Source organism: Peribacillus sp. NPDC097197 (assembly GCF_050278025.1).
Lineage (GTDB): Bacteria > Bacillota > Bacilli > Bacillales > DSM-1321 > Peribacillus.
Genome location: NZ_JBNNST010000007.1, coordinates 60857 through 74600, shown reverse-complemented (window position 1 = coordinate 74600; position 13744 = coordinate 60857). Strand labels below are relative to the sequence as shown.

The 13744-nt window shown below is 44.9% G+C and carries 11 protein-coding genes; 2 read left to right on the top strand and 9 right to left on the bottom strand.

Annotated elements, in window-relative coordinates; translation table 11 throughout:
- Window positions 1–15: 15 nt before the first annotated feature.
- The 3 genes from ACQKL6_RS11150 to ACQKL6_RS11140 form a co-directional block, all read right to left on the bottom strand.
- Entirely contained in the window at window positions 16–879 is an 864-nt protein-coding gene (locus ACQKL6_RS11150; RefSeq protein ID WP_427651086.1) for an AAA family ATPase, read from the bottom strand.
- 138 nt (window positions 880–1017) lie between these two features.
- Window positions 1018–2346 carry a branched-chain amino acid transport system II carrier protein gene (brnQ, locus tag ACQKL6_RS11145; protein WP_427651085.1) on the bottom strand — a complete coding sequence of 443 codons (1329 nt, stop codon included), beginning with the start codon at window positions 2344–2346 and terminating at the stop codon, window positions 1018–1020.
- A gap of 364 nt (window positions 2347–2710) precedes the next feature.
- Window positions 2711–3352: an SDR family oxidoreductase gene (locus ACQKL6_RS11140; protein ID WP_427651084.1), complete on the bottom strand. Its 642-nt coding sequence runs from the start codon at window positions 3350–3352 to the stop codon at window positions 2711–2713.
- A 343-nt stretch (window positions 3353–3695) separates the two neighbouring features.
- On the opposite strand from ACQKL6_RS11140, the gene ACQKL6_RS11135 reads away from it, so the two are divergent.
- Entirely contained in the window at window positions 3696–3959 is a 264-nt protein-coding gene (locus ACQKL6_RS11135; RefSeq protein WP_427651083.1) for a CD3324 family protein, read from the top strand.
- Between the two features lie 137 nt (window positions 3960–4096).
- Window positions 4097–4732, top strand: coding sequence for a FusB/FusC family EF-G-binding protein (locus tag ACQKL6_RS11130; RefSeq protein WP_427651082.1), 636 nt, complete (start codon window positions 4097–4099; stop codon window positions 4730–4732).
- 56 nt (window positions 4733–4788) lie between these two features.
- On the opposite strand, the gene ACQKL6_RS11125 is transcribed toward ACQKL6_RS11130, so the two are convergent.
- The 6 genes from ACQKL6_RS11125 to gltB all read right to left on the bottom strand — a co-directional run bounded on the left by ACQKL6_RS11125 (window position 4789) and on the right by gltB (window position 13707).
- A complete protein-coding gene (locus tag ACQKL6_RS11125; RefSeq protein WP_427651081.1) occupies window positions 4789–5214 on the bottom strand; it encodes a cytidine deaminase in 426 nt (141 codons plus the stop codon).
- 133 nt (window positions 5215–5347) lie between these two features.
- The gene (locus ACQKL6_RS11120; protein WP_427651080.1) at window positions 5348–6031 is read right to left on the bottom strand and encodes a hypothetical protein; all 684 of its coding nucleotides are present in this window, start codon (window positions 6029–6031) and stop codon (window positions 5348–5350) included.
- 2 nt (window positions 6032–6033) lie between these two features.
- Window positions 6034–6582 carry a zf-HC2 domain-containing protein gene (locus ACQKL6_RS11115; protein WP_427651079.1) on the bottom strand — a complete coding sequence of 183 codons (549 nt, stop codon included), beginning with the start codon at window positions 6580–6582 and terminating at the stop codon, window positions 6034–6036.
- Entirely contained in the window at window positions 6579–7073 is a 495-nt protein-coding gene (locus tag ACQKL6_RS11110) for an RNA polymerase sigma factor (protein ID WP_402875070.1), read from the bottom strand. Before ACQKL6_RS11110 ends, ACQKL6_RS11115 begins: the two co-directional genes overlap by 4 nt.
- 585 nt (window positions 7074–7658) lie before the next feature.
- The gene (gene gltD, locus ACQKL6_RS11105; RefSeq protein ID WP_427651078.1) at window positions 7659–9140 is read right to left on the bottom strand and encodes a glutamate synthase small subunit; all 1482 of its coding nucleotides are present in this window, start codon (window positions 9138–9140) and stop codon (window positions 7659–7661) included.
- Window positions 9141–9156: 16 nt separating this feature from the next.
- Entirely contained in the window at window positions 9157–13707 is a 4551-nt protein-coding gene (gltB, locus tag ACQKL6_RS11100; protein WP_427651077.1) for a glutamate synthase large subunit, read from the bottom strand.
- Window positions 13708–13744: the final 37 nt, after the last annotated feature.

Genomic DNA, 13744 nt, shown 5'->3' with positions numbered 1-13744 from the left:
GCGGCATTCTCCTAGTTAGAATAATGTGTCGGCCAAGTTCTTCACAAATTCCCGCTCCCGTTCCTCATCAAGCTTATCCACGATTGAACGAAGAATCGCCCGCTTAGGTGGGATCAGTACGCTGAGATCACACGCATCAAGCAGTGCCCGGATCGATGCTGCATCCTCAGCCACTTTCCCTTGATTCACGGCATGAATCAAATCACCCGATAGCTTGACGAACAGCTCAATGGTCCGTGCATCCTTCAGTTTCGTATTGGCTTCGATCAATTGCTTAAGCTGCTCTCCTTCAATATAGGGAACCTCAATCACGATGAACCGGTTTTTCAGCGCTTCATTCAACGGCACTGTACCGACATAGCCTTCATTGATGGCCGCAATCACATTGAAGTCCTCTTTTGCCGTGACGATTTCATTCGTAAATGGATTCGTGATCGTCCTTCTATAATCAAGCACCCCATTGATCAACGGCAACGTTTCAGGCTTCGCCATGTTGATTTCATCAATATAGAGAAAAGTTCCGTGATTCATCGCATTTGTCACGGGTCCCGGAACGAATTCAATCTCCTGTTTGCCCTCGTTATAGGATAAAGTCTTGAAGCCCAACAAGCTCTCAGCATCCAAATCGACCGAACAGTTGACGCTGAACATCGGCTGGTTGAATAAATGGGATAACGTCTCCGCAAACTTCGTCTTCCCTGCCCCTGTGGGACCTTTTAACAAAATGTTTTTCCCCATGCTCAACGCTGAAATCGCATCGACCATCAAATCCATCTCGGGTGGCAAATATCCACCTTTGGAAATCAGCTCCTGAAATTGAACAGGTTTTTTCTTATTCGTATGTAAAATATTCGCTATTTTTTCTGGCAACGTATTCATCACGATCTCACTCCACTCCTTTTTCCTCATTCTAAAGTTCTTTTCCAGTAAAGACAAACATCTGCATTTAATCAAAAAGGAGCCGTCAAAAAAGACAGCTCCTTTCATTCATAATCGTATCATTTTTAGCCTTACATTCTAATTCGTTACCGGTTGCCCTTTTATCAGGCTTACGATATAGCCGATTATCCCACCAACGATGGCAGGAATAACCCAACCTACCCCTACATTAAATAATGGCAGGTTCTCAGTCAAAAATTCAGTAACCGGGTTCTTTGGTATCCCGAAAGCAATGAGTCCATCATAAATCCCGAAAATCACGGTAAGGAAAAGACTTCCCAAATACACTTCCGATCTCCCTTTGAAAAGGGGATGTAAAAATGTCAACGCGATGATGACGATGGCTACTGGATAGAGCGCCGTCAATACCGGCACCGTATACTCGATTAAGTTGCTTAGGCCTACATTGGCCACCGCTGCACTGAATGCAGAAAAAATGACCACATAAATTTTATAGGATACAGATGGCCACAACTTGTTAAAGTAAGTAGAACATGCCGTAATCAGGCCGATGCTCGTCGTTAAACAAGCGGCAATCACAATCAGGCCTAATAACACGGCACCTCCAGAACCGAAAAAGTGGTTCGATACTTGGGCAAGAACGTCTCCGCCATTCCCTAACTGGCCAAGCAATTCCACACTAGTTGCCCCTACATATGTTAATGACGTATAAACGATCATTAACAGGAAGGCGGCAATCAAACCGGCTTTAGTACAGAACTTCAGAATTTCCTTCTTGGAAGTGATGCCCCTATCCTTGATGGTATTGATCACAATGATACCAAAAGCAAAGGATGCCAGGGTATCCATTGTTAAATAGCCCTCTTTGAACCCTTTAAAGAATGAATTATCAGAATAGTCTGCTATAGGAGCTTGAATGTCCCCCATTGGGTTTATGATCGCCACAATGATCAGGATGGCAATGAAAATTAATAATAATGGAGTTAATATTTTTCCGACAATATCCAAAACTTTTGAGGGATTAATAGATAAGAGACAAGCAACGCCAAAGTAGATGATGGTGAAGACCAACAAAGGTAAAAAACCGACTCCATCGGGAAGGAATGGCTTAATTCCTATTTCATAAGATACGCTTCCGGTTCGCGGAAGAGCGAATAATGGTCCAAGCGATAGATAAAGAACGATTGTGAAAATCAAACCGAACATAGGATGCGCCCGGCTTACCAGTGACTGCACATCATTTTTACCTGAAATACCAAATGCCAGGATTCCGATAAAAGGCAATCCAACTCCGGTAAGGATGAATCCAAGGTTAGCCGACCATAAGTTGGTCCCAGAGGATTGACCAAGCATGGCAGGAAAAATCAAATTACCTGCCCCAAAAAACAAAGCAAATAGCATTAAACCTGTAACCAATGTAAAAGAAAGTGGTGCTTTCTGTGACATTACGAAACCTCCAATGTTCTAATTCTCCTAATCATTAGATAAGAGAAGTGTCTGCGATTCAAAGTACCGATTCGTACAAACTCACAACACAACACTCCTAACTATAAAATGCAGTGGTACGTTTGTCAAAAACTATTTTAGTAATTATTCCGAAAAATCATTTTAGTGCTTCTTATTATCTAAATAAAAATAGTTTCATGCATGATAGTGGGTCTTTCGATACAAGGAAAAAGAACTCTGAAGACTAAAATAACGTTATTTCAGTAGCCGATAATGTTTTTGTTTGGTTAACCAGAGCTGGCCTGATAAATGCAAAAGCAGGGCCATCCATTTAGGATGGCCCTGCTCATTCGTTCTTCCTATCTTATATGGAATTCAACGCTTCAGCAATTGGAGTTTCCCCTGCAATCAAATCAAAGGAACGGTTATAGGTATGTTCCTCGGTTAAGGCAGCCACAATTGTCTTGGCCACATCCTCCCGCGGGATCGTGCCCCTTTCCAGTTTCTCGGCAGCCGTCACCTGGCCTGTTCCCGGTTCGTTCACGAGACCGCCCGGCCGGATGATTGTATACGTTAGATCGCTATGCAACAGTGCTCGATCGGCATAGTGCTTGGCCACATAATACGGTTTAATGGCTTCGCTCCAGTTTTCCCGGTTGTTTGCCTGAAAAGCGCTGACCATGATAAACCGCTTCACCTGTAAATTTTCAGCCGCTTCGATTGTCTTGACTGCGCCGTCAAGATCTACCAATAAGGTTTGATCAGCCCCTGTGTTGCCCCCGGAACCTGCTGCAAACACGATGGCGTCGCACCCTTTCGCCGCTTCTGAAATCTCTTCCACCGTTCCCGTCAAGCTGACGACCACTGATTCGACTCCGATTTGTTCAAATGATTTCTTCTGTTCCTCTTTTCGAATCATGGCCCGTACACTATGTTCACTTTCTTTCAATAACGTAACTACCTTTTTCCCGATCTGCCCATTTGCTCCAACTACGAATACTTTCATATAAAATCAGCCCCCATACTGGATAATTGGTTTTCTCACCCAATTATTTCATGAACAGAGAACAACAGCAAACAATCCGCATACCGCCAGGACAAAAATGGAATTTCCTTGCAATGCGCTTGAGATATTTTATAATAAAGGGAATTCGATAAGGAGGTGTAATGATGGCAATGATATGTGTTTTGCCACCTTCTGCAGCATCTCATGCAAAGCCTGATAGTGGAGGCGATACTTTGCATGGGGTGGAAATAAAATAAACGAACATCGCCCATCTTTTATCATTTCTAATAAACAGGCTTTGCCCCTTATTTCATTCGCAACAAAAAATAAGGAGCTGGCAGAAATGACGTATGTAAAAGCAACAGCCGTTTTACCCGAGGCATTGATTCAGGAAATTCAAAAGTATGTGCAAGGGGAAACCATCTATATTCCCAAACCTGATCAAACGCATCATAAATGGGGAACACGTTCTGGATCCCGGAAATTGATCGATGAACGAAATGCCTCGATTAAATATGCCTTTAAAACCGGGACCTCTATCCATCAATTAGCAGAAGAACATTTTCTCTCAACGGAAACCATAAAAAAAATCATTTATTCCAAATAGAGCTTGTCTCGCAGCACTGATGAAAGAGATCAGTGCTATTTCTATGCCAAATTTGTTTCCTAAACATTTTCCACCTTTCATTCAAAAAGCGGATTCTGTAAAATGAAAGCAACAGGAACATGAACAGGAGTGGGGAAATGGAACCCTTTATCAAAAGTGAACAATATAACTTCATTACATTACAAACGCAGATACTGATAAATGGACACGCAACGGCCAACGATAAAGATGTCGTTCATACAGTCAAGTCCGTTGCAAAAGAAAGAGTGCTTAAATTATTCAATGAACTGGATGACAGGCACAAGCAACTTCTGGACCCCATCGACACCATCAAGGATCCTGCCCATGCTGAAGCCTTTCTCTTGGAACTCAAACCCTATGTCATCCCTTTTAAAGAAGTAACGGAGCAAACGGTCAAGAAGTTATTTCCCAAGGCGAAGAAATTAAAGGCCCCCAAAATGGAAACCATCGATTTAAGAGAGATTTCTTACTTGGGATGGGACGATACTGGCTCAGGAAAGAAATTCATCATCGCCCCCCGGCATAATAAGCTGGTTGGACTGCATGGGACATTCAAACCTTCTCATAAAAAAGGGATTTGCGCGATATGTAGCCGCTTTGAGAAAGTCGGGATGTTCATGTCTGAAACAAAAGGAACCGTTCAAGGCACATTCATAAAAAAAGGAAACTATATTTGTAACGATAGTATGAAATGCAATCAGAATATCACCACATTGGATAAATTGGATGACTTCATTTCGCGGATCAAATAAAGGAATAAAGGCAACCCTTCGGTAGGAAGGATTGCCTTTTGCATGTGCCTCTTGTTTTACGAACCCCTCGTATATTTCAGAGGGATCAACTCGCTGATTTTCGTTTTAACCGTTTCCCCGTCCACCTCTATGATCACAAAACAATCCTCTGCATAATCCGAGATCAGTTCCCGGCACATCCCACAAGGACTGACCACCTTCAACTCACTATTGATTTCATCGGAATAGGGATGCTTCACAGCCACGATCGTATCAAACTCTTTTTCCCCTTCCGATATCGCCTTTCCAATCGCAACGGCTTCAGCACACACCGTGATACGGCCGACATATGCTTCCATATGTACCGCAGCTACAATTTTACCCGACTTTGTCTTCAACGCTGCCCCTACATGGTGCTTATCTTCCTCGTACAGCGCTTTGATCTTTTCCCTTGCAGCCTCGATTACTGGATAATCGGATTCTTGTAAAGGATAGGTCATCATACAGCATTCCCCTTTTCTAAAAAACGACTAGCTCTAGACACACCTGACTTATCAATCTACACCGAACTTGGCAGTTACGGCTAACAAACGATGCGGTCCATAGAAATTATTTAAGTGAAAGGCTTATTCGTTTTTAATTCAAATCATTTATGGTCAATTCCTTGCCTGGAGTAAAACTAACATACTCATAATTTTCTTCTCCGTTCACCATACTTCGATATCCCACCTCGGTAGTATCATAATCGATCGATTCGTCATTCAATAGCTCCTGTATCATCTTGCACTGCTGCACCATCTGTTCTTTTGTTACATCGCCTTTTTCCATTTCCAGCATAATGTGAAGGGGCTTTGGCGTTTTCATCTGCGGCGTCCATTCCTCGGTAACTTCGTTGTATACTTCCACATCGGTATCCACAGAATCGACTTGCGGGATTTTTTCCTGGAGGAGCGTTAGAATATACTGTTCTGCCTCAGCACTTAGCTTTTCGGATGCGTCTTTCTCTATCTTGGATTCATGGATTGTATCACTATACACTTCATATGGTTCGATGCCGGAGACATAGAACCGGTAGGTGGTTTCAACTGCTTTTGAATTCTTTACCACTACATTGAACTCATACGTTTCATCGGTCCATCCATACCCTACCGACCGCTTGATTTCATAGTCCATGTCGGGATAGGTCTGTTCTAAAAATTCCTCCAGGCTCTCCTTAGCTTTATACTTACCAGTTTTATTTCCGCTCATTTGCATATAAGCGAACACTATGGCGGCAATTAATAAAATTGCAATCACACTGTATATCATTTTCTTTTTCATAATTAATGCTCCTCTCTTACTTTAAGAATGCAAAAGCCGATGATGATTCCTACAAAAGTTAACAGCAGGTGGACAATTAAGGAAGTCAGTGCTATCAGAAGAGCTTCCGAAAAACTTTGAGCATAAAACTCACCGAACCAATCCGTCATATATAACAGGCAATTCCATATGAAATTCGGTACACCCGCAAGCAGGATGGCAATGAGGACTGATCGGTAGAACAGATACGTGACCGTACCTAAAATGGCGTAGGTCAGAATAAAGCCACTATTGTCATTCATAATGGTCGTACTCATTGCCAATATAAAGGCAATGGCTACAAAGAAAATCTGTATTGTCGTCAATTTCAAGGTTATATTCCGCATCATTTTTTTAGAAGCACCGCCCGGTATTACTTCCGCGGGCAATGGAATCTGTGATTGTTCTGCTATCTGCCGACATTCTTGGCAGCTTTGCAAATGTTCCTCAACAAACCGTTGAGTTTCCCGTTGCAATAATTCCTCTTCGTATAAAGGTAGTAAATCTTGCGTCACCGAACATTTTGTGTTCATAAAGTCTCCTCCATTGTTTTTTGAATTCTCAATTTCAAGCGGTGAAAGGATACTCGCGCATAATTTTCAGATTTCCCGATTAATGCGCCAATATCTGCAAAACTCAGCTCCCCGTATATACGCAGTAGTACGATCTCCCTCTCTGAATCCTCCAATTTTGAAATATGATGCAAAAGATTTTTCGTATCCTCCTTAATTTCTGCTAGCTCTTCTAATGAATGGATTTCCGTTTCCGGCACCATGGAAAGTTTTTGCATTAAATCAAGCTGATATTTGTTTTTGCGGTAATACTTCTTCAATAGATTATTTGCAATCGAAAACATCCAAGTTGATAAGGTGGAATCGCCATTATATGATGCGATGTTTTTACACGCCTCATAAAAGGTGTCGTGGCAAAGATCTTGAGCAGTTGCCTGATTTCCTGTCTTGGCATAAAAAAACGCATAAATTTTTGGTTGGATTTCTTCGTATTCTTCTTCAAGCTTCTTCATAACGCCCTCTCTCTCTTGCCTTTCCTAGTATTAATACCTCGGTTACATGTTTCGTTACAACTTTTTTTAAAAATCACCATATTTTAGGTTCATTTTGTAATTTTACTATATAGTTAAGCGAAAAATAGTTAACAGCCTTATAGATGAGTAGACTAAATGACCTTATAAAACCTGTACATTAAGATTAAAGAAAAAAAACCTAAAAAAAAGAAGTGCTAGAAACAGCACTTCTTACAGTTTATCGACAAAAGAACATCGCCTGTTTTTTTAAAAGTCCCTTAAAGTAATCCAATCCATACTCTTTTGCCCGCGAAACATACTCAATCGTTTCTTTACGCTTCGAATATATAGATTTTACTTGATGATAATGCAAAGTCGATTGGAACGGAAGGTACGAGACTCCTGCGGGAAATGCGCGTCTAGGAGGGACACCGCAGGCGAAGCCGAGGAGGCTCCCCGACCGCCCGCGGAAAGCGAGTGCTTGAAGTGGAAATCAACGTCCACATTGTACAAACCACATATAAACAAACACATTTTTCATCAAGTGTGGCTACAGTCTAAAAGAAGTGCTAGAAACCGCACTTCTTACGCCAATACCGTGGCACCCATCAAGTAGCTGTTCACTTCCCTCGCTACTTCACGGCCTTCATTGATGGCCCAGACGATTAGGCTTTGCCCTCTTCTCGCATCTCCGGCAGCAAAAACGCCTTCGACATTCGTTCTATAGTCACCATAGGCGGCATCGATCTTTTGATTGACCGTATCCACCCCGAATTGAGTGAGGAGCGGTTGCTCTGTTCCTTCGAATCCGATGGCAATGAAGACGAATTGGGCCGGCCATACTTTCTCCGTGCCCGGAATTTCTTTAAAGAGATAGATGCCATCTTCCCCTTTAATTTTTTCCATTTGGATCGTATGAAGTTCCTTTACGTTGCCTTGTTCATCAGCCACGATCTTTTTCGTTTGAATCGAGTATTGACGTGGATCGGAGCCAAATTTCGCTTCCGCTTCTTCGTACGCATACTCAAGTGAAAATACGTTTGGATAGGCTGGCCACATGTTATCCGACGTACGAGCAGTCGGCAGGATTGGGTGTTTCCCGAATTGCACGACACTGTTACATCCTTGGCGAAGGGCCGTCGCAACGCAATCGGAGCCTGTATCGCCGCCACCGATGACGATGACATCCTTACCCTTCGTATTTAAAAACTTGCCATCTTCGAAGTTGGAGTCCAATAAGCTTTTCGTCGCCGTTGTTAAGTAATCCATCGCTAGGTGAATGCCTTTTGCTTCACGGCCTTCGATATCCAGTTCGCGTTGCTTCTGGGCACCTGTGCAGAGGATGACGGCATCGTATTGGTTTTGCAGTTCCTCTTTTGTGATGTCCTTCCCGACTTCCGTATTCAGGACGAAATCGATGCCTTCTTGATTCAATAAAGTGATCCGGCGTGCGACGACATCTTTCTCCAGCTTCATGTTCGGGATTCCATATGTCAATAAACCGCCGGCACGGTCAGAACGCTCATACACCGTTACCGAATGGCCTGCTTGGTTTAACTGATCAGCACTTGCCAATCCGGCAGGACCGGAACCGATGATGGCAATTTTCTTCCCGGTCCGCTGTTGTGGAATGCGCGGTGTGATCCAGCCATTTTCGAAGCCCTTGTCAATGATGGAGCGTTCGATGCTTTTGATGGCAACGGCCGGGTCGTTAATCGCTACCGTACACGACCCTTCGCAAGGAGCCGGGCAGACACGGCCCGTGAACTCAGGGAAGTTATTCGTCTTCATTAAACGCTCCAACGCTTCCTTCCATCTGCCACGGTACACTAAATCATTCCACTCCGGAATCAGATTGTTAATCGGACAACCCGTTGTGACCCGGTTCAATTCCATGCCCACATGACAGAAAGGGGTGGCACAGTCCATGCACCGTGCTCCCTGCCTGCTTAGTTTTTCGTCCGAGAAAGAAGTGGAGTATTCTCTCCAGTCCCTTAACCTTGTTAGAGGATTCCGTTCACTTGGCTTTTCACGCGGATATTCCATAAATCCTGTTGCTTTTCCCATTTGACTCTCCCCTTCCTTACAGCATCACAGCTTGTTTGGTGGATTTTTTACCTTGGATCGCATTAGCCTGAAACGCACTCATGAAGGCTTCTTCTTTCGATAGACCAGCTTGCTTATGTTCCTCGATGCTATTCATCATCCGCTTGTAATCCTTCGGAATGACTTTAACGAACCTTTTCACAAGATCGTTCCAGTTCTCCAGCACATAGGAGGCTTTCGCACTCTCTGTATAATGCAGGTGGTTCGAAATCAATTCTTTTACTTCATTACTATCTTTTATGTCGTCAAGCGTTTCGAATTCGATCATTTCTGGGTTACACAAGGCTTTGAATGCTTCCACTTCGTCTGCAAGTACATAGGCAATACCGCCTGACATACCGGCTGCAAAGTTTTTCCCGACATCCCCCAGAATCACGACACGACCGCCTGTCATATACTCGCAACCATGGTCGCCAATTCCCTCGACGACGACATGTACGCCGCTATTCCGGACCGCAAAACGCTCACCGGCACGTCCGTTGATGTATGCTTCCCCGCTTGTGGCACCATATAGGGCAATATTCCCGGCAATCACATTATCGCCCGCTTCCATCTGATTTCCAGGTGGAGATGTGACGACCAATTTCCCTCCTGATAATCCTTTACCGATATAGTCATTGACATCACCTGTCAAATACATCGACATCCCCTTCGGTATGAAGGCACCGAAGCTTTGACCGGCTGATCCCGTGAAGCGAAGGGTGATCGTATCTTCCGGCAGTCCTTCCTCACCATATCGTTTGGAAACTTCACTGCCGACGATCGTTCCAACCACGCGATTCACGTTTGTGATTGGGAAACTTGCGTCCACTTGAGTTTGGTCCTCAAGGGCAGGCTGTACAGCAGGGAGGATTTCCCTGACATCCAAGGATTCTTCGATTTTATGATTTTGCGGATGCTGGAACGTACGGATTCCTTCCGGTTGGAAAAGAAGGGTCGATAAGTCCAGGTGTTTCGTTTTCCAATGAGCCTTGGCCCGCTGGCTCACCTGTAGAACATCCGTACGGCCAACCATTTCGTCAACCGTTTTGAACCCTAATTCAGCCATCGTTTCACGAACTTCCTCTGCAATGAAACGCATGAAATTCACGACATGATCCGGATCTCCGGCAAATTTGCTCCGTAGCTCAGGGTTTTGTGTAGCTACACCTACTGGACATGTATCCAAGTGGCACGCGCGCATCATCACACAACCAAGTACGACTAGTGGAGCGGTTGCGAAACCGAACTCTTCGGCACCAAGGATCGCCGCCATGACCACGTCACGGCCAGTCATCAGCTTTCCGTCCGTTTCAAGGACGACTCGACTACGTAGACCGTTCAGCATCAAGGTCTGATGGGCTTCGGCAAGGCCTAGCTCCCACGGAAGACCAGTATGCTTGATGCTCGTTTTAGGCGAGGCACCCGTTCCACCGTCATACCCGCTGATCACGATCACATCGGCAGCTCCTTTGGCAACACCTGCGGCAATCGTACCGACTCCCGCTTTCGATACCAGCTTGACGCTGATCCTAGCCTCACGATTGGCATTCTTCAAATCATGGATCAATTGCGCCAAATCTTCAATCGAATAAATATCATGATGGGGCGGTGGTGAAATCAGGCCGACACCTGGCGTGGATCCACGAACTTCCGCCACCCAAGGGTATACCTTATTCCCAGGCAATTGCCCGCCTTCACCCGGTTTCGCTCCTTGTGCCATCTTAATTTGAAGCTCATCGGCATTCACGAGATAATGGCTTTTCACACCAAAACGACCGGATGCAATCTGCTTGATTCCACTGCGGCGGCTATCACCGTTTTCATCGATTTCATACCGATTCGGATGTTCCCCGCCTTCTCCACTATTACTTTTTCCGCCTAAACGGTTCATCGCAATCGCCAAGGTTTCATGGGCTTCCTGACTTAACGACCCAAATGACATGGCCCCTGTTTTGAAGCGGCGCACGATGGATTCCACGGATTCCACTTCATCTATGGAGATACTTTGGTTCTTTTGATGGAATGAGAATAAATTCCGCAAGAATCCAAGTCTCTCTTCATTCGCCAACTGGGAATATTGCTTAAATAGGCTGTAATCACCTTTTCGGCACGCCCATTGCAACGTATGAATCGTTTTCGGGTTGAACGCATGATGCTGACCATTTGCCCGATATTGAAAATCACTGCCCGCTTCAAGCGTCTGGTTGGAAAGATCGACGACAGCCCGTTGGTGACGGATCAATGCTTCTTCTGCAATGGTCTCTAACTCGATCCCGCTAAGCTGTGAAGCCGTACCGCTGAAATAGCGTTCAATCACATTCGCACTAATTCCGACCGCTTCGAAAATTTGGGCACCACGGTAACTTTGGACCGTGGAAATTCCCATCTTCGACATGATCTTGACGATGCCTTCCGTCACGGCTTTCACATATTTGCTGACCGTTTTCTCGTAACTGATCGTTAAACTGCCGTCTGCGACTGCCTGCTTATACGTTTCAAAAGCAAGATACGGATAAATGGCATCCACCCCATATCCAATCAAAGCCGCAAAGTGATGGACCTCCCTTGCCTCTCCGGTTTCGACGATGATGCTGACCTTCGTCCGGTTCCCATGACGAATAAGCTCTTGGTGAAGGGCACTGGCCGCCAATAATGGAGGAATCGCAGCACGGTCTTCGCTCATGTTCTTATCGGATAAAATCAGGAGGCTGACGCCTTCCGTTATCGCTTGTTCCGCTTCCCGGCATATTCGATTTAATTCAAGTTCCAAATCTTCAGAAAATAAAGTCTCGATGACCCTACTTTTGAATTCCGGGTAGTTATTTTCTTTAAGCTGATTCATATGGCCTGGCGTCAATATCGGTGTATCCAATTGAATGCGATGGCTATTCTTTTCATTCGGATTCAGTAAGTCGCCTTCTGCCCCTAGAAACGTCATCGTTGACGTAACGATTTGTTCACGAAGCGAATCGATTGGTGGGTTGGTCACCTGGGCAAAGGATTGCTTGAAGTAATTGAAAAGCGATTGCGGACCATCGGCCAATACCGCCAACGGAATATCGTTCCCCATCGAGCCAAGTGGGTCTTTTCCTTCCTTAATGACCGGCAACAAGTATTTTTGTACGTCTTCATACGTATAGCCGAACGCTTTCTGACGGAAAACCAAATCGGATAGAGGTTCCTCATCGACCGGCTGAACTTCGTCCGTCAACTGCACAATCTGTTCGTCCAGCCACTTTTGATACGGTTGTTCGTTCGCCATTTCGGATTTGATTTCTTCATCCGAGATGATGCGGCCTTCCTCTAAATCAAGTAAAAGCATCCTGCCTGGGCTTAAACGCTCTTTATATAATACATTTTCCGGCTCGACTTCGATTACCCCGACTTCAGAGGAGAAAATGATGTAGTCATCTTTGGTCACATAATAACGGGCAGGTCTTAATCCGTTACGGTCTAGGATCGCCCCGATTTGTTTCCCATTCGTGAACGAAATCGCCGTCGGACCATCCCAAGGCTCCATCAACATGCTGTGGTATTCGTAAAAGGCTTTCTTTTCCTTGGTCATATGCGGATTTTCCGTCCATGGTTCAGGAATCAGCATCATCGCTGCATGCGCCGGCTTGCGGCCTGCCAGGACGAAGAATTCAAGGGCGTTATCCAAAATGGATGAGTCGCTTCCATCCGTATCCAAGATAGGAAGGACCTTTTGTAAATCATCACCGAAAGCTTCCGAGACGAACTGCTGTTCACGCGCTTTCATCCAGTTAACATTGCCCCGAAGCGTATTGATCTCCCCATTATGGATCAAGTAGCGGTTTGGATGGGCCCGTTCCCAGCTAGGGAAGGTGTTGGTACTAAAGCGGGAATGCACTAAAGCGAAAGCGGACAAAAAATCTTCATGCTGCAAATCAAGATAAAATGCATCGACTTGTTCCGGTGTCAGCAATCCCTTGTAAACGATCGTCGCGCTGGAAAGACTCGCAAAATAAAAACGGTTTCCACGTTCCCTTGCCCAGTTTTCAGCCTGTTTCCTGATGATGAATAATTTGCGTTCGAAAGCCAAGTCTTCTGTAACGTCATCACTTGCCCCGATGAACACCTGTCGGATCGTCGGGCATGTTTCTTTGCCGACGTCCCCTAATTTACCTGCATCCACAGGAACCGTTCTCCAGCCTAGAAGCGTTTGACCCTCTTGTTCGATTAATGAATTCAGACGCGCTTCAATCTCATTTCGTTCAGCATCATCGTTGGAAAAAAAGAGCATGCCCACACCATAGCGTCCTTTTGCCGGCAAATTCATTTCCGGGCAAGTCAGCTTGAAATACTTATCAGGAATTTGCACCATCAATCCTGCTCCATCCCCTGTTAGAGGATCGCTCCCTTGTCCACCGCGGTGGTCTAATTGGCACAGCATCTGCAGTCCTTGCTTGACGATATCATGTGTAGCTAGCCCCTTTAAATGAGCGTATAAACCGATCCCACATGCATCATGTTCAAATTCCGGACGGTAAAGACCTTGTGCTTTTGGTAATTGATTGTATGTCATACGTTTTCCCCCCTCTTATTTCTTACACCGTTATGTC

Bases quoted from the DNA above. Each gene is read 5' to 3' on its own strand.
- ACQKL6_RS11150 (WP_427651086.1), bottom strand. From the start codon at position 879: ATGAATACGTTGCCAGAAAAAATAGCGAATATTTTACATACGAATAAG.
- brnQ (WP_427651085.1), bottom strand. From the start codon at position 2,346: ATGTCACAGAAAGCACCACTTTCTTTTACATTGGTTACAGGTTTAATG.
- ACQKL6_RS11140 (WP_427651084.1), bottom strand. From the start codon at position 3,352: ATGAAAGTATTCGTAGTTGGAGCAAATGGGCAGATCGGGAAAAAGGTA.
- ACQKL6_RS11135 (WP_427651083.1), top strand. From the start codon at position 3,696: ATGACGTATGTAAAAGCAACAGCCGTTTTACCCGAGGCATTGATTCAG.
- ACQKL6_RS11130 (WP_427651082.1), top strand. From the start codon at position 4,097: ATGGAACCCTTTATCAAAAGTGAACAATATAACTTCATTACATTACAA.
- ACQKL6_RS11125 (WP_427651081.1), bottom strand. From the start codon at position 5,214: ATGATGACCTATCCTTTACAAGAATCCGATTATCCAGTAATCGAGGCT.
- ACQKL6_RS11120 (WP_427651080.1), bottom strand. From the start codon at position 6,031: ATGAAAAAGAAAATGATATACAGTGTGATTGCAATTTTATTAATTGCC.
- ACQKL6_RS11115 (WP_427651079.1), bottom strand. From the start codon at position 6,582: ATGAACACAAAATGTTCGGTGACGCAAGATTTACTACCTTTATACGAA.
- ACQKL6_RS11110 (WP_402875070.1), bottom strand. From the start codon at position 7,073: ATGAAGAAGCTTGAAGAAGAATACGAAGAAATCCAACCAAAAATTTAT.
- gltD (WP_427651078.1), bottom strand. From the start codon at position 9,140: ATGGGAAAAGCAACAGGATTTATGGAATATCCGCGTGAAAAGCCAAGT.
- gltB (WP_427651077.1), bottom strand. From the start codon at position 13,707: ATGACATACAATCAATTACCAAAAGCACAAGGTCTTTACCGTCCGGAA.